Raw genomic sequence first — 17223 nt, forward strand, 5'->3', positions numbered from 1 at the left:
CTGTGAGATACACTGAAAACATTAAATGTAAGTACTCACTTTTAAAACGGTTATAAAATTTCACACTATCTTTCATTTATTCTTATATCGGCTTATTTATTGTTTATATCGACAATGAAAACTGGAATGGCTGTTTTTATTCATGATTGATATCGCATAAAATTTAGCGAGGAGGTGATAGATGATTGAATTAATCAAACAGTTTTTCTTATTAGGGTGCATGTCGTTTGGTGGGCCGGCCGCGCATGTCGGCTATTTTGAGCGTGTGTTCGTCAAAGAAAAGCGGTGGCTGAGTGCGGATACCTTTGCTTCTGGTTTAGCCATCAGCCAGTTTCTACCTGGCCCAGGAAGCAGTCAGCTCGGTATGTATATTGGCTATCAACGCGCGGGTTATTTAGGTGCGTTTGGCGCATTTGTCGCGTTTACCTTGCCTTCTTTTGTTTTGTTGACAGCGGCGGCGGTATTAAACAGCGGTGCGCAAGCTTCTGATTGGGTCGCAAGCATCATTAGCGCAGCCAAATTATTAGCGGTGGTGGTAGTGATTGATGCTACTGTCTCAATGGGCCGAAAATTTATCGGCTCGTTAGCGACTGGGACAATGGCGGTGGCAACAACGTTATGGCTATTGCTAACGCCATCGGGCGTATTATATCAAGTACTTCCCATTGTCATTGCAGGCATTGTAGGAGCTATTGGGTTTGCGAAGCCCCAATCACATCATGCACCAGTTAACATTGCGTGGCGCCGCAGTAGCGTGATCCTGGGTCTCTTTTTACTATTGCTCACAGTACCTTGGCTGTTTAATCAAACCTTATGGGTACAGGTGTTTAATCTGTTCTACCAAGCGGGCAGTTTTGTCTTTGGTGGCGGGCATGTGGTTTTGCCATTGCTCGAGCCCATTATCGGTGACGTTGTCACTGATTCGGCGTTAATTGAAGGTTATGCGGCGGCTCAGCTAGTGCCGGGGCCGATGTTCACCATGGCGAGTTATCTGGGTGCCAGTGTTGAAGGGTTAGCTCCCATTTGGGGCAGTATTATTGCAACGATTGCGATTTTCTTGCCTGGTGCATTACTTATGTTCGGTGTTTTGCCGATTTGGGAGGCGGTTAAAACTCAGCCTCGCTTGGCCGGGGCTATCAGCCTCATTAATGCCAGTGTCGTGGGGTTACTCGCCGCCGCGCTGTATCAACCCGTATGGGTTTCCGCCTACACAAAACCTTTGGATTTAGTGCCCATCGCGCTTGGCTTAGTGGCATTAACTCAATGGCGAATTTCGGTGTTTTGGTTACTCCTATTAATGATGGTGTACCAGTTTACTCTCGCTTAATACGCGCCATACTTTGTGGCCCAGCTGTGTCTGGGCTACTTTTTATCACTTAGCGCACTATAACTTTATATGTTGTAAAGCAAAAAGCTAAGTCACATCGCTCATGTGGCTCAGCTTCTTAATTAATTTATAAACTGCAGTCTTAGAACTGCCACGGTTGGCGAGTGCCTGTGTCGGAGGCTGTTTGTGCCAGCTCAATAGCATAGATGACTTTGCTTGCAGAAATTGGGCAAACAGGCGAGGGTTGGTTATCGGTAATTGCCTTTGCTAATCCATCGAACAGGCGGTGATATTGGCCGTTTTCAAGGGTGAGAGGATCAGGAGTGACGCTGTCACCAACTTCGAGCATCCCTTGATACGCTTGCTCACCAAAACCAGAGACAGTTACCATCAAACCTGCGCGTAGTTGCTCTTCTTGAATATCTAACCCTACGGTACTGAAGGTCGCTTTTTCACCCTGGACGACAAAGCGTTCGGTGGTACCTGAACGGTAAGGGCTGGAGGATAAAATTACTTCTGTGTTTGGGTAATGCAGCGTCACTTGAAAATAGTCGGTCGTTTCGCTGCTAGGGCGTAGCGCACGACAGGTGCCGGATACCGCATCCGGTTCCCCTAAAAGATGGAGGGCTTGGTCAATTAAATGAGAGCCGAGATCATAGAGAATGCCGCTGCCTTCACCTGGCAATTCACGCCAACGTTGGCGGACTTCTGGGCGGTAGCGATTAAAGCTGGAATGCATGACTTTGATGTCGCCAAGCTCACCTGCTAGGTGTAACCCTTTTAGGGTGAGAAAATCACCATCCCAACGTCGATTGTGGTAAGGGCACAACACTAAGCCTTTTTGCTTGGCCAGCGCCGCTAGCTCGAGACCATCACGGCTATTGGTCACAAAAGGCTTTTCTACCAAGACATGGCAACCGGCTTCTAATGCTTGTTTAACGTGTTGGTAATGGAGGTGGTTGGGGGTAGTAATCACCACCAAATCTGGGGTTTGTTGAGTGAGTAAAGTGTTGAGGTCGTCAAAGCAAGCCGCTTTAGGCAATCGCTGTGCAACTTGTTCGGGTTTACTGGACACAACAGCTGAAATAGCGAACTCAGAGATTGCACTCAAAAAAGGAACGTGAAATGTATTGGCAGAAAAGCCAAAACCGACCAAAGCTGTTTTTATCATAAAGCGTACTCGCATTGACGATGTATTATCAGCACTTTATCGGACATCGACACGCCAATCAATCTAAGTGCAAGATCTCTCTGTCTCAATATGGATATAATTATAGATTAAGTCCATAATGAGAGTGTGTGAGCATGAAATGGTGAATGATATGACAGCAGCACAAGCACCAAAGGCGGCAGACAAGAAGAGAATGGCTCAGGTCGGCTTCAAAGCTGCTGTAAAAATAATGGAAGGATGGGGCTGTACCGGCGCAGACATGCAGCGAATTCTTCGCATGCCAAGGTCTACATTCCAAAAGTACAAGGCGAACCCAGACACTATATCTATGGATGATGATCAGCTTGAGCGCTTAAGCTATATCGCAAACATTCACAGTAGCCTTCGAATCATCTTCGATAACCAAGAGAACGTTCAGGGTTTCATGTCGATGGAGAACAAAAACGCTTACTTCGAAGGGCAGACGCCTTTATCTATTATTAGTAGCGGCAAATTCGCTGATCTTTACGAAGTGTTCTGTCGTGTCGACGCGTTACGTTCAGGTCAATGGGGGTAGCATGCCGAATGCGAGAGAAAATCAAGCGGTAGGTTATAGGCTCATTCCGTCTAAGTACCCGACGATTGATTTGTTTGATGATGTCCTTAATCCGGAAGATTTTGAGGTGATGTATCAACTGCAAGCATTGACGAATCCACGTATTCTCGATGAAGTGGGTGATGTTTCCCTGATTAAGCCGGAGGAAATCCCGTACCACTGTGAACGTGGTCGTAGCTATGCGGTAGCCGCCTTTACGCACATTAACCGTGATGGCTCACGCTTTGCTGATGGCAGCTTTGGGATGCTTTATATTGGTGACACCGAACAAACCGCTGTAAAGGAGGTCATGTATCACCAGCGCAAGTATTGGGCTGGCGTTAATGGGCTTCACTATGATCGTTTGGTGTTTAGGGCGCTTCGTTTCACATTTGATGATAATAAGGTGATTGATGTGTGCGACAAGCCAATGACAGATCCAATTTACGACCTGATTGATTACTCTGCGGCACAGATGCTTGGCCGCCAGGTACGGCAAAATGATACATTATCAGGGATCCGCTACCACTCAGTGCGAAATGAAGGGAGGATCTGCTGGGCGATGTCTACGCCAAAAGTGGTTAGCGATGTCATCCAATGCTTCCACGCAGAAATGATTTGGAACGGGAAAGAAATCAGTCAGGTTGAGAAGATTTACGCAATGGACTGAGCGGTACGGCTGTATGTTAACAAACCAACCTTAAGTGCGCATTATGTATGTTATGTTAAATAAGGTGTTTATCAGATGACGAATCGTATCGATAAGACAAGCGCCTTGACTCCTCACCTCCATTTTCTCTCCCCCTTCAGTATTCTGACGCGATGATTCAACATAACTGACTATTTACCATAAAATAGCTAATCACCACTTTCTTTAATCAACTTAGTTCAAATGCTCCGCTTGACCTAAGATGCTTCAATCATGCGGTGATGAGCCAAACAAGATCAGCGTTATTGCTATCTTATACTTCTACCGCATTGAAGCGTCAGTTCGCCAAAGTCACGGCAACTGCTGTCGTGACCAGCCTGTTCCCCGCATTTCTTGCGGTGTCGGACGGCGCTAATAAGGTGATGGCGGCAGGCGTTCAAAGTCATCAATCACTTTAACCATGTTGGGTGGCGTATCACACCATCGCCAAAATACGATATTTTTCATGTCCTGAGTGGCTCCACGCGCAAAACTTGGCACAATAATGGCGTTGACCTTTGCACTGATGAGCTGCGTCGATAAGTACCAACTATCGGGCGTTTGCTGCTGGGTCACTTGATCTAACCAAGCACAGCTTAGCGTCGAGGGCTTGATGCCACAGTTTAGAAGCACTGTTTCATCGGTCAGATCGAGTACATTGTCGCAGTCGACATCATATTGACATATTGTCAGAGGCTGAGCTTTAAAACGAAACCCCTGCTGAGCCTCGACCCATGCACCTGATTGAGACAGTGAGGTGTATAAGGCGCCAACACCTTTTGGGTTAAACCGACCACCGTTGCGTCTTGCCCCTTCACCACTGTTAGGCGCGTATGACCAGCGAGGGTTATGGCCACGAAATACCGCACCTTCAAATTTAAACAAATGGTCCTTTAGCTTCTCTTCACGCATAACCGCCTTCGCTCGTATGATTGAGGTAGGCTCTGACCGCATCTATTCGATCGTGCTTAACCAGTTGTTCTGCGGTTAATCCGCCAAACTCTGGCAGCCCTTCGCTCCGATACCACGCGTAGGCATGAAATTCATTCCCCGTCCACGGAAGGATTCGGTTGATCACTTCTGTGCAGTTACGTAGTTGTTGCTGCGCCTTGATTGTTGAATATCGTTCGGTGCGACTCAGCGTGGAATAAGGTAACCCAGACAATGACGCAATTTCTTTCAAATTTGTATGGAAAAACGCGGCCATTTTGCTCGGTTCAACGATACCTTCTGCGTTCATGACTACATCTAAAATAGATCGGTTCATCGTAACCACCATGTCATTTAAATTTGACTTATATACGTCTAAAATGGATGACATTATGACAGTTGTCAAGCTGGGCTAAAATACAGCAGAACAGCAGGTGTTTACTGTACCGGGAACACAAATCACGGTTTGCTCCGGACGAATTCCACCCATTAACCTTTTTAGGTTCAGCAAGGTTTGCTACAGTTCATCAGTCATTAGATCATTCATTATAAGGATAACCATGAAAGCGCACATTTGGGCGTGTTTGCTCGTGGCGTTAGCCAGTTTTGGCGCGATAGCTCAGGACGAAAACGATGTTAAGCATACTAAGGCGGCCAAAGAGCCAACATCGTACGCCGAGCAAAGTATTTACGATAAACCATTGATGGAAAGGTATGTTTTGGATGAGATCCGGAACTTAAGAACCGATTTCCAAGCGTTAGAAAAACGTATGGTCACAGAGATTACCGACCGTGAGCTCGACGTGGCGGATAAGTCACTCAACTACGCTAATGTGACAGTGACCTACTTCTTTTATCTCATCGCGGGCGCAGCATCGCTCATTGCCCTCGTTGGCTGGCAGTCGTTACGTGATATTAAGACCAACACCAAAGAACTGGCGGATCAACAGTTATCTGAAATTGCAGAGCAATATGAGCGCAAGTTCCAAGCGCTCGAGCGAGATTTGAAGCGTAAAACGCGCATTATTGCTGAAAATAACAAAGAAATTGAACGCATTAACGAAATCCATAACTTATGGTTACGTGCGCAGCATTCGCAGACGCCAGAGCAGCGGATGGAAATTTATAATGAGATACTCAAAATCCGCCCTGGTGATCTCGAAGCGTTAACTCACAAAGCGGATGCCGCGATGGAAATGGGTGAATACCATTGGGCGCTAAGTATTAGTAACCGCGTCTTGGAAGTGGATGAGCGCAATGCTAATGCCCTATTCCAACGCGCTTGTGCTTATGCAAGGTTAGGTGCCGAGGACCAAGCCGTGTCTGACTTAGAGCTGGCGATAGCTGAAAGTGCTTCGTTGCGTGAGGCGGCTCGAGAAGAGGCCGACTTTGAATCACTGCATGGTCACGAGCGGTTTGATCTGTTGATTGACCCTGATGGACTTATTTAAGCAACAAAAAACGTAAATAAAAAAACCAGGCATGAGATGTTGCCTGGTTTTTCTTTTTTTACCCGCCGGCCAGTTTGACTGTGTGGCCTTTCTTTTCTAAGTACGTTTTGATGTTGTCGCGCTTATCCCCTTGGATCTCAATCACGCCATCTTTCACGGCTCCCCCGCAACCACATACTTTTTTGAGTTCGGCGGCGAGCTGTTTTAATTCAGCATCATCAAGGTCTAAGCCAGTGACTAAGCTGACGCCTTTACCTTTGCGCCCTTTTGTTTGGCGCTGGATACGAACAATGCCATCCCCTTTAGGGCGTTGAGGCTTCTCGGGCGTTTCTTTGATTTTTCCAGATTCTGTTGAGTAGACTAAGCGGTTTTCGTCAGACATGGTGATAGTTTTGCTTCGTTGAACATTTTAGGATGATACTATCAAAAGCAACCCTATGTTGGCAGTCACTATCCGCGCAGCTGCTCTCCATTTTTATCAATAAAAAGCTTTAATCCTGGTAGCGACCCCTTCATCAGTTTGCCTCGGACAATCATATACCAGCCCTTTTCATCTTTTTCTGGATCGTCGTTCATAATACGAAAACCATTATATTCTTCCACCTGCTTTTTTGACGATACGTCACCCTCTTCATCATCAAAATCGGCGGGATCGACAAGAATACTGGTGTCAGCCCACCACTCGATTGATTTTTTCACATTGTGCAAACTGCCAGATATCGATTTACCCCCGAGTCTAGCGCGGTAAACCTCTGTGGCCTCATCGCCACCTTCTGACTTTTCAATCGTATAACCACGATGAAAAAGGCGTCGGGTCATGTTTTTTCCTCCCGCAAATAGCCGTGTACGCCATGTTGCATTGAACTACGGCCTTGAGTCTGTTTTAGACTATTATCAGCCCTACTTAGAATTATTTCATTAATCCAAGCCATTAACGGATTTAGGGTCTAGTGTAATGAGACATAAGTCTAATATTTTTCATTCTAGCGTGTTAGACTGACAACAAACATATAAAGTTATAGTGCGTTATGAAAAAGATTTTACCGCTTGAACCAAAGCATATTCCCGATAGCTTGGCCCTTTTCAATCAAGGCGTAGTCAGTTTGGATGAGTGGGAATTGTTAACGCAAGGCGCTTACAGTCATAATTCATTACTCAGTTACCGTAATGACTGGCACGTATTTGCTGATTTTTGTCACGGCCAAGGGGTCACAGCCGTGCCATGTGCGATAACGACGTTGCGTCGCTTTGCCGAGCTTGCGGCTCAACACCGTAAAATATCGGTGATTCGTCGTGTCGTGGTCACCGTCGGCTTAGTACATCGACTACATCAACAGCGTGATCCCAGTAAACATCGCGAAGTAAAATACGCCATGGCTCGATTACTTCAGGCAAAGTTGCCGGAAAGTAAAGAAGCCACCCCCTTTCACGCGCAGCACATGATACAACTCAATGAACAACTCGCTGGTTCGCAAAGACTGCAAGATCTGAGAGATCGGCTTGTATGGTCACTTTCTTATGAAGGATTGCTTAAACGCAGTGAACTTGCCGCACTGACCACAGACGATCTGATTACTCAAGGTACCCAAACGTTCATAATAGTTAGAGATCAACGGGTAGCATTGAGTGAGCAAACAGCGATGTTAGTCGCCCAGTGGTTAGATAAAACAGGAATGAATCATGGCCCTCTCCTTCGTCGAATCAACAAACATGGCCATTTAGGTGAGACCGTATTAGACCCGTCATCGATTTATCGGATCTTTCGACGCGCGAGTCGCTTGCTGGGTGAGTCCGTTACTTTTTCCGGGCAATCGCCTCGCGTCGGTGCAAGCCGTGCACTTGCCAATAAAGGAATGACAATAAAACAAATCCAGCATCTTGGCCGCTGGAAAAGCCCCGCAATGCCGGCGCAATATGTCGGTAACACGATAGCAAGTGAACAAGCTAAAGCGCGATACCGACATAAGAAGCTGACGGAATAACTAGCTTACTCGCCGTCCCGTTGCATGGGTGATACGTGATGCGAGATATTCATCAAATGCTAACCCATGATGTTCGACCAATTTAGGGAACATGGAAATGGGCGTCATACCTGGAAAGGTATTAATTTCGTTGACGAGTACCGTACCGTTCTCAGTCAAGAAAAAGTCAATGCGCGACATGTCCTTTAATCGCAGTTGCTTAAACGCTTGATGGGCATAGTCGCGAATACAGGCAACTTGTTCCTCGCTAAGGTCGAGTGCTTCAATCTGTGTATTGCTCGAACTCCCTTCGCTGTATTTCTCTTCAAAGGTATAAAAACTCCCCTCTGGACAGCGTATTTCACCCGGCTTGGTGACAATAATTTCGTCGCCAACCTGAAACGCGGCGACCTCTAATTCACGCGGTTGAATCGCTTTTTCGATCAATACTTGGTCAGAAAACGTAAACGCATCTGCAATGCATGTTGAGAGCTGCTCTTCTTCAGTCACACGATAGCAGCCTACACTGGAACCTTGACTGGCCGCTTTGACGAAAACACCTTGATGCTCAGCAAAAAAGGCGGACGCACGTGCCATGCTTTGGTCACTTTGATCGGTGATAAACACGTAGGGTGTGTTCGGAATGCCGAGGGCATCAAACCACAACTTCGAGGTAATTTTATTAAAGCAAATTTGGCTACCTTCCGGGCCGCATCCTAGGTAAGGCAGGCCGGTGATCTCGAGTAGTGACTGAATATCCCCCGTCTCGCCGGGAAAACCATGGAAGCAAGGGATCACATAATGAATTTGCCTATGCTCAACCTTGCTACAAAGCATGCCATCAGTATCAAGGTGACAGCGCATACCATCGTCAAGATGCCATCCCTCTTGGGTGATTTCGACTTTTTGGACATTGACTCGAGGGAGCTTCGCTAGCTGTGATTCAATATACTGCGCAGAAACGAGCGAGATATCGTGCTCCGCACCACCGCCACCGCACAGTAAAAGCAGGTTTAGTTTCGTCATTATTTTCTCTCACCACGTGCATTAACACGTTACCTGAATATACCGCCATAGTAGTCAAATGCGACGTTGCTTTCACCTATCGACGCGTATTTGTTGGTATTTTTGTGTTTGATTGCTGCGGGTTTGTTCAAAGCTGACCCAAGAGCCAGCTTCTATATTGACAGGCGCGGAGATTCGACTAGTTAACGCGTGTCATCTCAGGCGTTGATGAACGCTTAATGTCTGCGATGTCACGAACAAAAGGACCATACTGCTGAATGGTTTGCGGTAAAGCCTTAATGGCACGCTTCGCTGCATCTCGTGATGAATATTCACCATACAACAAGGTATACCAAGGTAAGCCGTCTACCATTTTCTTGTTGCTCCAAAGTGGCTCGTTACTTGGAAGCCGTTTGGCGTAATCAGTAAACCCGCGATCATGGCTAAGTGCCACAATTTGAATGGTATACCCTGGGCCCTGGCTTGATGCTTTTACGGTTTGTTTTTTCGGCGCTGGCGACGCTTCCTCTTTCCAAGCGGATTGCCCTTTCGATGCAGATCGCTCTTTCGGTTGTGGTGCCGAGGTTTTCACAGTCTCGCGCGTATCGGTTGACTCAATGGTCTGACTATAAATTTCAGTGGTCACACCACCACCACTGCATCCTGTTAGCAGCAGCGCAACTGCAAGTAAGCCCAGTTTTTTCATTGTGATTCTGTCAGTTATCCAAATTTGTTTCATTGTGCCCCCGACCTAATAGCCATTCAACCAAAAGTTAACCTGTTACATAAGGTTTCCGGTGATAGCTCACAGATAGAACGTTAAACGACGTGCTTGAGTGTATCGTAACAGCCAGTTTCTGCCACACCCAGATCACATTGCGTTAAAAAAGACCGTTGATTTCAACGCTGAACCGATAGACTGGCTTCAGAGCTTAACCAATTGATGTGCCCACCGTTGATGACGCTGGGCGACGCTTTTTCGGAGGAAACTATGGCCGGCATCGATCAACTCCTCAAGCCTAAATCTATTGCGGTTATAGGTGCGTCCGACCGCAGCGACCGCGCAGGCTACGTTATCACCCGCAACTTACAATCCGGTGGATTTCAAGGCCCTATCATGCCTGTCACACCTAAGTATCAAGCGGTTGCCGGCATTTTGGCGTATAAAACGATTGCGGACCTGCCACTTGTCCCCGATTTAGCTGTTCTCTGTACCCGTGGTGAAGCGACGCCAGCGCTTATCGAACAATTGGGAGAAAGAGGCGTTAAGCTCGTCATTGTGCTCGCAGCCGGGATGCGCGGCCAGCTCGACTCACTCGGCACAAGTCAGTACGCGATAATGCAACGGGTGGCAGAGAGATACACCATGCGCGTGCTTGGCCCCAATAGTTTGGGCATGATTTTACCATGGCTTAACCTTAACGCATCCTTTGCACCTGTGCCGGCCAACAAAGGAAACATTGCTTTTGTCTCTCAATCGGCCGCCGTCTGTACCACTATTTTGGACTGGGCGCGAAATAAACGTATTGGCTTTTCAACCTTTATCTCATTGGGCGAAGCCTGTGATATTGATTTCCCCGAATTACTCGACTTTTTGTGTCGCGACAGTAAAACCGACGCGATTTTGCTCTACGTCGATTCAATTCGTGATGCACGACGCTTTATCTCCGCTGCGCGAGCGGCCGCCCGGAATCGTCGTATTCTCGTATTGAAAAGTGGTCGTACCCGCGGTGGGTCCGTTGCTCTTGAACAACTTAGTCAGACCAGTACAGGGTTAGATGCCGCTTACGATGCTGCAATCCGTCGCTCTGGGATGTTACGTGTGAACAACACGCACGAGTTATTTGCCGCGGTCGAGACGCTATCTCACTCCGTTCCTTTGCGTGGAGAACGACTCGCGATTATCACTAACGGCGGTGGGCCGGCAGTAATGGCGGTTGACACGCTGATGGATGCTGGGGGTAAGCTAGCGACCTTGAGTGATTCAACGCTTGACGCCCTAAATCAGGTCTTGCCTGCAAGCTGGTCGCATACGAACCCCATTGATCTGGTCGGAGATGCTGACACGCAGCGTTACCAAGCGGCAATAGATATCATGTTAAACAGTGATGAGGCCGACGCGGTTTTGATCATGCATTCCCCATCGGTCACGGCACCTGGACTGGCGACCGCCAAAGCCATCATTCATTCATTAAAAGAAAACCCTCGCGCGCGGCGCTTTAATATTTTAACGAATTGGCAAGGAGAGGGAGACGACGCCACAGTCGCCCGGCTGGCGTTCACGCATGCCGGCTTCCCAACCTATCGAACACCTGAAAGCGCCGTGACTGCTTATATGCACTTAGTCGAATATAGGCGCAACCAAAAGCAATTAATGGAAACCCCTACCTCGACTGGACTCATGGACTATGACTTATTGGCCGCACGGGCGTTTATCGAACAAGCAGAAGACATTGAGCATCTCACCCTAACGACCCATGAGGTACGACCCTTTTTAGAAGCTTATGGTATGCAGGTTATATCTACCTGGCTCGCGACCGACGCGGTAGAAGCCGCCCAAATTGCCGAACAAGTTGGTTATCCTGTTGCCGTGAAGCTTCGCTCTTCCGATATTCGTCATAAATCAGATGTACAAGGCGTGATGTTGAATTTACGTACAGGAGCGGAAGTCGCTAATGCCGCTCAAGCGATCCTTGATCGCGTGTCTGTCACTTTTCCCAACGCCCACATCCAAGGATTATTGATACAGTCGATGGCTCCGCGAGCGGTGCCCAGGAGCTACGCGTTACCATCAGTAATGATCCCGTTTTTGGTACCATCATTTTACTCGGAGAAGGCGGCTCTGATTGGGATGTCACCAAAGATGCGGCAGTCGGGATCCCGCCGCTGAATATGGCACTGGCGCGCTATCTTGTGATTGGCGCGATTAAAAGCGGTAAAATCAAGCAACGCGGCTTTCCTATTGCTATCGATGTACCGCGTCTATGTCAATTTTTAGTGACATTGTCACAAATGATCATTGATTGCCCGGAAGTCGATGAGCTCGATATCCACCCACTTCTGGTCGCTGGCGAGGAACTCACGGTTTTGGATGCATCGCTGCGGTTACGAGATTACGCGGGTAGCCAACAAAAGCGCTTAGCTATTCGGCCTTACCCTAAAGAATTGGAGCAATCGGTCACGCTTAAAAACGGACAAACCATTCTGCTGCGTCCTATTCTTCCCGAAGATGAGCCAACGCATAAGGCCTTTGTCGAAAAAGTGTCTGAAGAGGATCTATACCGCCGCTTTTTCTCTGACGTTGGCGAGCTAAATCATGAGGCGTTGGCGAATTTGACTCAAATTGACTATGACCGTGAAATGGCGATAGTGGCCACGTTCCAACTATCTTCCGGGAGAGAAGAAATCTGGGGAGTCGCGCGTTTATTGGCCGATCCTCAAAATACAGACGCCGAATTTGCGGTCTTAGTCCGCTCTGATTTAAAAGGTGTTGGTCTCGGCAGTGTGCTTATGAACACCATTATTAACTATGGCCGCCAGGCCGGCCTATCACGCATCACCGGGATGACCATGCCCAATAATCGAGGGATGATCGCACTCGCACAAAAATGCGGCTTTAGTATTGATGTGCAAATGGCCGATGGCATCGTCGATATGCAACTGCCGTTATCATCCAACGCGTAAGCGAAGACAACGCGCGACCAAAGCTGGTCAATTCAATCCAGCGCCTTCTTCATTCAAGACGAGGACTTATTAATCGGTATGTCGCCTGCTTGCATGTAAGGCGCAAGTAAATTGGGCAACTGTCTGACTAACCAGGATTTAGCATTGCCCATTCGATTGCGCTTCCAGGCTACTCCGAACTTGAGCTGAAACGGCTCTCCCCCTTTTAGGCGTTTTAAACGTCCGGCGTTGAGATCGTCTTGGACCCAAAACCAGGGCAACGTCCCTATGCCTTGGCCATTCAAAATAGCCGTATATTTGTCATGCATGGAACTGACGGTTAAGCGTGGTTGATTTTCCAGCACATTATAGGTTTTCGGCTGCATACCTCGCGCCGTGTCAGCAACCGCGACGCCACGGTATTTGGCGCGAACATCGGGTTCAACCGGGCGCGCTTCTTTATGTATCGGATGGTCGGGAGCAGCAACCCAATAGGCGCTCATTTCTCCCAGCGGCTGTACTTTTATCCCTTGAGGCACAGTATCGGGGATCGGCGCAATCAGTACATCTGCGCGCTCTTGTGCTAACGCCTCCCAACAGCCTGCTAGTATTTGCTCAGACAGTTTCAGCCGTGTACTACTCTTTTTAGCTAAACGCTCGATCAGCGGAAAAAAGAAGTCACTCTTAAACAATCCATCGTAGGCAAGACAAATTTCCAACTCCCAGCCGTGAGCCAATGATGCAGCATCCGCCACCATTTCATCTGCCGCTTTTAACAACATGCGCCCTCGCTCAACCAATAAATGGCCGGCATCAGTAAACGTCGCACGGTGGCCTGAACGATCAAAAATCACTAATCCAAGTTCGTCTTCAAGCTTCTGTACTTGATAGCTCAGCGATGAGGGCGCACGATTCAACGACTCAGCGGCAGCAGCAAAACTGCCTTTTCGCTCAATGGCATCAAGAACGTGTAAGGCTTCAAACGACAACATAATTTTCTCTCGATGATCACCCTAAAAAGGGCACGTAACAGATCTACACACTATATCAGGGTTTACCTTGCCACCCTATGGTAAATCGAAGGGCAATCCCTCGAGAGGAAGCATTATGTGTTAGTCACGATAAATCAGGCATATAGCACAAAATAACCATCGATTTCGTTTCCTTTTTCGTCAAGGTGTCATACTCTAAAACAGAGGTGACAATGAGATTAGACCGTATAGAAATTGCAGGCTTCCGTGGCATCCGGCGCCTATCACTCCAAGTCGATGAACTCACCGTGTTAATCGGCGAAAACGCATGGGGGAAATCGTCTCTTTTGGATGCACTGGAGCTCGCACTCCATCCCAGTGGCGATAAACCTCAGTTTAAACGCTCTGACTTTCATGTTGACCATGCCCTTGGCGTCGCACCAGAACAACAATTTCAGATTATTCTCCGTTGGCAGGAAAGTTTTCCGGGGGAGCATAAAGCTCGCCGTTATCGTCGTTTTAAGCCGCTCTGGAACGGTGAAAATGGCGGTTGCCGAACTTTAGATTACTGTCTGAACGCGACCATGCAAGAAAGTAAAGTGTCGGTACAGCGTGTATTCTTGTCTTGTCAGGGAGAGATAATTGAAAAGGTCGACAACGATGCGCTCGCAAGCCATTTAATGCAGATCCACCCCGTTGTTAGGGTACGTGATGCCCGACGTATGCGGGTACCTGGGCAAATGGTCAATAAAGACAATACGCGGGTTGAGCAACGTTTAGATAATACCTATCGCCGTTTATTAATGATGCCTGGGCACGTTAACAAAGGGGAAATAAAAAGTGGTCTGCATGCAATGCGTCAGCTACTCGATCACTATTTTGCCGCTGACGAGCATAGCCGCGCCCCCTACCCCATTCATGCTCCTGGCGCACTGTCGATTACTCATAATCAAATGCACCCCTTAGAAGCGGTTGCCGCCAATACATCCAACCAAAGCCGGCTCGTATTAATGGGGTTACTGAGTGCATTTGTGCGGGCGCGTGGCCCGAAACAACTCAAACGTAATGCCCGACCTATTATGTTGTTTGAAGATCCTGAAGGTCGGCTACACCCCACACTTTTAAATCAGGCATGGCGGCTCATCCAACTCATGCCCATGCAAAAACTGTTGACCACCAATAGCGGTGATTTGTTGGCTGGCGTTCAGCTCGATCATATTCGCCGGCTTGTACGCCATCCCACGGAAACACGTAGCCATCAAGTCCCTTCTCACCTACTGACGCAAGATGAACGTCGGCGTGTCACGTTCCACGTTCGCTTTCATCGTCCCAGCGCACTGTTCGCACGCTGCTGGTTATTGGTTGAAGGTGAAACTGAAATCTGGCTATTTAATGAGCTTGCACGATTACAAGGTTATGACTTTGCAGCGGAAGGTGTCCATTTAATTGAGTTTGCACAAAGCGGACTTAGGCCACTCATCAAGACCGCCAAGGCACTGGGCATTGAATGGCACCTTGTCGCCGATGGTGATATGGCAGGAAAGAAGTACGCAGCCACCGCGCGAGGACAAATCGAGCATCAGCCCGAAGGAGCAAGACTGACGGTACTGCCCGATAGAGATATTGAGCATTATTTATATAACAATGGCTATGAGCCGTTGTTTCGCGAGATGGCTGGCGTGGCGAGCCAGCAGCCGCACATGAACGATAAGCGTATCATCGCCAAGGCGTTAAAGCGCTACGCAAAACCCGATGCCGCCCTGGCCATTATTGCTTATACAGAAAATGAGCTGAATACGCCGATCCCTAAACTGCTCCGTTGGGTTATTCAGCGTGCCATCGGGCTAGCTAGAGGCGTTGGATAACGCCTCAAACACACTTATTGTTCGACGCGTTGGAAAAACAGCGTCACTTTGCCCACTTCAATGCCCCATTTTCGCATCGAGGTCACGTTAAAGAGATGATCATCATCTTGACGAAACATCCAGTCATCAAAGTGGAACTGGTATTCACTCTCGCCAACAGGCACCACTAAATCATAGCGCCAATTCAGGGCATTACCCGCAACGACACCCCTTGCCTCGCCGACGATATCGCCAGCCGTCCCCGTATAAGTACCATCTTGATGACGCGTAATCGTCCACACGCGCGTTTGGGTTTCTCCATCCGCATAGATAAACGATTCATCCAATGTGAGCGTGTCACCGTCGACCGTTCCCTCAATATCCACTTCGAAGCGGCGGGTTTGCTCTCCTGTAAAGTCTTGGACCATGCCCCACGCTTTGGTATGTCCATCAAAATACTCGAACATGTTGAACGCCGGCTCACGATCTTGATAATCATCGATATCCGCCGAACAAGCAGCAAGCATGATAACGCTTGCAAGGGTAAGGCATGCCCGGTTAAAACTGCGGGTCCACTTTGTCATGATGCTTCTCCTAATAATGCGCGCCGATGATCGGGGTACTCTGTGTTTTCTGATAACCAGATAGCTAAAAAGGCGTCGGCTAGATCTGTGTCATCGATCACTAATGTGGTGCGCCAATCTTGCCCTTGAGATTGATAATGGAAAACGCCTTTGTCCTTGTAGCGAACAAACGCAAGTCGATCGTCTTCGACAATATCGCCCCACGCATCATTAAGCGCAGTTTGCCAGCGTTCACGTTGTGAAGCCGAATAACCTAAATGCGCCCATTGGTCGTTAGTGGCTTTCATCAAGCGCTCGTCGCTAATATCACGGGCATACGTGATCACCAGAGCATGAGGTAATGGTGGTTCGTAATCGCCTGATGGCGTGCGTAATGACGATTGATAAATCGTCCACCAGCCCCAAGTAAAGGTCGCTTCCCCCACTTCGGGCCATTGCTGCCAGGCCATCGAGCCGCCGGTCGTTGGCTGCTCAGCTTGCACGGAAGTTGCCATGGTGAGAATGAGGCTGGCAATAAGTACTTTCCATCCTGTCATTGTTGTCCCCTTGTTGCCGCCATTCGCGCCTCTACTTTGTGTTGTAACCAACGCATTAAGACAACGAATAACACACTGTATATCGCCCAAACGCCGAGTAATACCACGCCCGTTATCCAAAAGGATTGCGGGAATGATAATGCACCGAGTCGCTCTCCCGCGAGATAACTGCTTGCTCCCCCCACACTGCCAATGCATGTGATCAACCAAATTGGCCGAGCGAGCACGAGTTCACGCATAAGCCACGCAAAGGCGCAAAAACCCAACCAAAGTAAAATAAGCCAAGAAGGCATGATCAGTGAGCTGGTGTCGACAGCTAACCACTGCGTATACAGCATCACACTGTCACCAATGATGCCTACTGGGGCAAGGGTTAAGATCCCAGCGATCACGGTACGATCATAGGCGATCGCAGCCAGTAACATCGCTCCCATCAACCATTGTAAACTCGGCGGCCCGATAGCCGCCGAAAACCAGTACACGTTGAACAATAAAGAGATCAACACAAAACGCATTAT

The 17223-nt window shown here is 48.2% G+C and carries 17 protein-coding genes and 1 pseudogene; 7 read left to right on the forward strand and 11 right to left on the reverse strand.

Going from position 1 to position 17223, the window contains the following annotated elements:
• The first annotated feature begins 181 nt into the window (after positions 1 to 181).
• Complete coding sequence (chrA, locus tag HLG76_RS05700; protein ID WP_175993256.1) at positions 182 to 1327, forward strand: chromate efflux transporter; 1146 nt, start codon at positions 182 to 184, stop codon at positions 1325 to 1327.
• 142 nt (positions 1328 to 1469) lie between these two features.
• Here the strand turns inward: chrA and HLG76_RS05705 are convergent, their stop codons facing one another.
• Complete coding sequence (locus HLG76_RS05705; protein WP_077460760.1) at positions 1470 to 2498, reverse strand: Gfo/Idh/MocA family oxidoreductase; 1029 nt, start codon at positions 2496 to 2498, stop codon at positions 1470 to 1472.
• A 151-nt stretch (positions 2499 to 2649) separates the two neighbouring features.
• Here HLG76_RS05705 and HLG76_RS05710 point away from each other — a divergent pair, with 151 nt between their 5' ends.
• Together HLG76_RS05710 and HLG76_RS05715 are read left to right on the forward strand one after the other, a co-directional pair.
• Positions 2650 to 3054 (forward strand): antitoxin Xre-like helix-turn-helix domain-containing protein, encoded by a 405-nt coding sequence (locus tag HLG76_RS05710; protein ID WP_025744909.1) that lies wholly within the window; start codon positions 2650 to 2652, stop codon positions 3052 to 3054.
• Position 3055: 1 nt separating this feature from the next.
• Entirely contained in the window at positions 3056 to 3742 is a 687-nt protein-coding gene (locus tag HLG76_RS05715) for an RES family NAD+ phosphorylase (protein WP_175993257.1), read from the forward strand.
• 390 nt (positions 3743 to 4132) lie between these two features.
• On the opposite strand, the gene HLG76_RS05720 is transcribed toward HLG76_RS05715, so the two are convergent.
• Together HLG76_RS05720 and HLG76_RS05725 are read right to left on the reverse strand one after the other, a co-directional pair.
• Positions 4133 to 4672 (reverse strand): RES family NAD+ phosphorylase, encoded by a 540-nt coding sequence (locus HLG76_RS05720; RefSeq protein ID WP_175993258.1) that lies wholly within the window; start codon positions 4670 to 4672, stop codon positions 4133 to 4135.
• Positions 4665 to 5027: a hypothetical protein gene (locus tag HLG76_RS05725; RefSeq protein ID WP_077661519.1), complete on the reverse strand. Its 363-nt coding sequence runs from the start codon at positions 5025 to 5027 to the stop codon at positions 4665 to 4667. Before HLG76_RS05725 ends, HLG76_RS05720 begins: the two co-directional genes overlap by 8 nt.
• Before the next feature lie 223 nt (positions 5028 to 5250).
• Here HLG76_RS05725 and HLG76_RS05730 point away from each other — a divergent pair, with 223 nt between their 5' ends.
• Positions 5251 to 6141: an alkyl sulfatase dimerization domain-containing protein gene (locus HLG76_RS05730; RefSeq protein ID WP_236719515.1), complete on the forward strand. Its 891-nt coding sequence runs from the start codon at positions 5251 to 5253 to the stop codon at positions 6139 to 6141.
• 58 nt (positions 6142 to 6199) lie between these two features.
• Here the strand turns inward: HLG76_RS05730 and yciH are convergent, their stop codons facing one another.
• A complete protein-coding gene (gene yciH, locus HLG76_RS05735; protein WP_077460748.1) occupies positions 6200 to 6523 on the reverse strand; it encodes a stress response translation initiation inhibitor YciH in 324 nt (107 codons plus the stop codon).
• Positions 6524 to 6591: 68 nt separating this feature from the next.
• Positions 6592 to 6960: a DUF3319 domain-containing protein gene (locus HLG76_RS05740; protein WP_077669199.1), complete on the reverse strand. Its 369-nt coding sequence runs from the start codon at positions 6958 to 6960 to the stop codon at positions 6592 to 6594.
• Positions 6961 to 7169: 209 nt separating this feature from the next.
• Here HLG76_RS05740 and HLG76_RS05745 point away from each other — a divergent pair, with 209 nt between their 5' ends.
• Positions 7170 to 8123 carry a tyrosine-type recombinase/integrase gene (locus tag HLG76_RS05745; protein ID WP_175993259.1) on the forward strand — a complete coding sequence of 318 codons (954 nt, stop codon included), beginning with the start codon at positions 7170 to 7172 and terminating at the stop codon, positions 8121 to 8123.
• On the opposite strand, the gene HLG76_RS05750 is transcribed toward HLG76_RS05745, so the two are convergent.
• On the reverse strand, positions 8124 to 9128 hold the full coding sequence (locus tag HLG76_RS05750; RefSeq protein WP_077669197.1) for a D-alanine--D-alanine ligase: 1005 nt from the start codon (positions 9126 to 9128) through the stop codon (positions 8124 to 8126). It lies immediately after the preceding gene.
• A gap of 178 nt (positions 9129 to 9306) precedes the next feature.
• Positions 9307 to 9813, reverse strand: coding sequence for an SPOR domain-containing protein (locus HLG76_RS05755; RefSeq protein WP_077460744.1), 507 nt, complete (start codon positions 9811 to 9813; stop codon positions 9307 to 9309).
• Between the two features lie 285 nt (positions 9814 to 10098).
• Here HLG76_RS05755 and HLG76_RS05760 point away from each other — a divergent pair.
• Positions 10099 to 12791: pseudogene (locus HLG76_RS05760) on the forward strand (bifunctional acetate--CoA ligase family protein/GNAT family N-acetyltransferase).
• 53 nt (positions 12792 to 12844) lie between these two features.
• On the opposite strand, the gene HLG76_RS05765 reads toward HLG76_RS05760, so the two are convergent.
• A complete protein-coding gene (locus tag HLG76_RS05765; RefSeq protein ID WP_025744581.1) occupies positions 12845 to 13762 on the reverse strand; it encodes a LysR family transcriptional regulator in 918 nt (305 codons plus the stop codon).
• A 212-nt stretch (positions 13763 to 13974) separates the two neighbouring features.
• Between HLG76_RS05765 and HLG76_RS05770 the strand changes: the two genes are divergently transcribed.
• Positions 13975 to 15606 carry a DUF2813 domain-containing protein gene (locus HLG76_RS05770; RefSeq protein WP_077460742.1) on the forward strand — a complete coding sequence of 544 codons (1632 nt, stop codon included), beginning with the start codon at positions 13975 to 13977 and terminating at the stop codon, positions 15604 to 15606.
• 14 nt (positions 15607 to 15620) lie between these two features.
• On the opposite strand, the gene HLG76_RS05775 is transcribed toward HLG76_RS05770, so the two are convergent.
• The 3 genes from HLG76_RS05775 to HLG76_RS05785 are packed head-to-tail and all read right to left on the reverse strand — an operon-like array spanning position 15621 to position 17220.
• Positions 15621 to 16112, reverse strand: coding sequence for a DUF3833 domain-containing protein (locus HLG76_RS05775; protein ID WP_051503302.1), 492 nt, complete (start codon positions 16110 to 16112; stop codon positions 15621 to 15623).
• A gap of 53 nt (positions 16113 to 16165) precedes the next feature.
• Positions 16166 to 16705, reverse strand: a complete 540-nt coding sequence (locus tag HLG76_RS05780) for a hypothetical protein (RefSeq protein ID WP_108743657.1) — start codon at positions 16703 to 16705, stop codon at positions 16166 to 16168.
• On the reverse strand, positions 16702 to 17220 hold the full coding sequence (locus HLG76_RS05785; RefSeq protein ID WP_175993260.1) for a DUF2878 domain-containing protein: 519 nt from the start codon (positions 17218 to 17220) through the stop codon (positions 16702 to 16704). Before HLG76_RS05785 ends, HLG76_RS05780 begins: the two co-directional genes overlap by 4 nt.
• Positions 17221 to 17223: the final 3 nt, after the last annotated feature.

Source organism: Salinivibrio sp. EAGSL (genome assembly GCF_013366455.1).
GTDB lineage: Bacteria > Pseudomonadota > Gammaproteobacteria > Enterobacterales > Vibrionaceae > Salinivibrio > Salinivibrio costicola.

Bases quoted from the DNA above. Each gene is read 5' to 3' on its own strand.
- chrA (WP_175993256.1), top strand. From the start codon at position 182: ATGATTGAATTAATCAAACAGTTTTTCTTATTAGGGTGCATGTCGTTT.
- HLG76_RS05705 (WP_077460760.1), bottom strand. From the start codon at position 2,498: ATGATAAAAACAGCTTTGGTCGGTTTTGGCTTTTCTGCCAATACATTT.
- HLG76_RS05710 (WP_025744909.1), top strand. From the start codon at position 2,650: ATGACAGCAGCACAAGCACCAAAGGCGGCAGACAAGAAGAGAATGGCT.
- HLG76_RS05715 (WP_175993257.1), top strand. From the start codon at position 3,056: ATGCCGAATGCGAGAGAAAATCAAGCGGTAGGTTATAGGCTCATTCCG.
- HLG76_RS05720 (WP_175993258.1), bottom strand. From the start codon at position 4,672: ATGCGTGAAGAGAAGCTAAAGGACCATTTGTTTAAATTTGAAGGTGCG.
- HLG76_RS05725 (WP_077661519.1), bottom strand. From the start codon at position 5,027: ATGAACCGATCTATTTTAGATGTAGTCATGAACGCAGAAGGTATCGTT.
- HLG76_RS05730 (WP_236719515.1), top strand. From the start codon at position 5,251: ATGAAAGCGCACATTTGGGCGTGTTTGCTCGTGGCGTTAGCCAGTTTT.
- yciH (WP_077460748.1), bottom strand. From the start codon at position 6,523: ATGTCTGACGAAAACCGCTTAGTCTACTCAACAGAATCTGGAAAAATC.
- HLG76_RS05740 (WP_077669199.1), bottom strand. From the start codon at position 6,960: ATGACCCGACGCCTTTTTCATCGTGGTTATACGATTGAAAAGTCAGAA.
- HLG76_RS05745 (WP_175993259.1), top strand. From the start codon at position 7,170: ATGAAAAAGATTTTACCGCTTGAACCAAAGCATATTCCCGATAGCTTG.
- HLG76_RS05750 (WP_077669197.1), bottom strand. From the start codon at position 9,128: ATGACGAAACTAAACCTGCTTTTACTGTGCGGTGGCGGTGGTGCGGAG.
- HLG76_RS05755 (WP_077460744.1), bottom strand. From the start codon at position 9,813: ATGAAAAAACTGGGCTTACTTGCAGTTGCGCTGCTGCTAACAGGATGC.
- HLG76_RS05765 (WP_025744581.1), bottom strand. From the start codon at position 13,762: ATGTTGTCGTTTGAAGCCTTACACGTTCTTGATGCCATTGAGCGAAAA.
- HLG76_RS05770 (WP_077460742.1), top strand. From the start codon at position 13,975: ATGAGATTAGACCGTATAGAAATTGCAGGCTTCCGTGGCATCCGGCGC.
- HLG76_RS05775 (WP_051503302.1), bottom strand. From the start codon at position 16,112: ATGCTTGCTGCTTGTTCGGCGGATATCGATGATTATCAAGATCGTGAG.
- HLG76_RS05780 (WP_108743657.1), bottom strand. From the start codon at position 16,705: ATGACAGGATGGAAAGTACTTATTGCCAGCCTCATTCTCACCATGGCA.
- HLG76_RS05785 (WP_175993260.1), bottom strand. From the start codon at position 17,220: ATGCGTTTTGTGTTGATCTCTTTATTGTTCAACGTGTACTGGTTTTCG.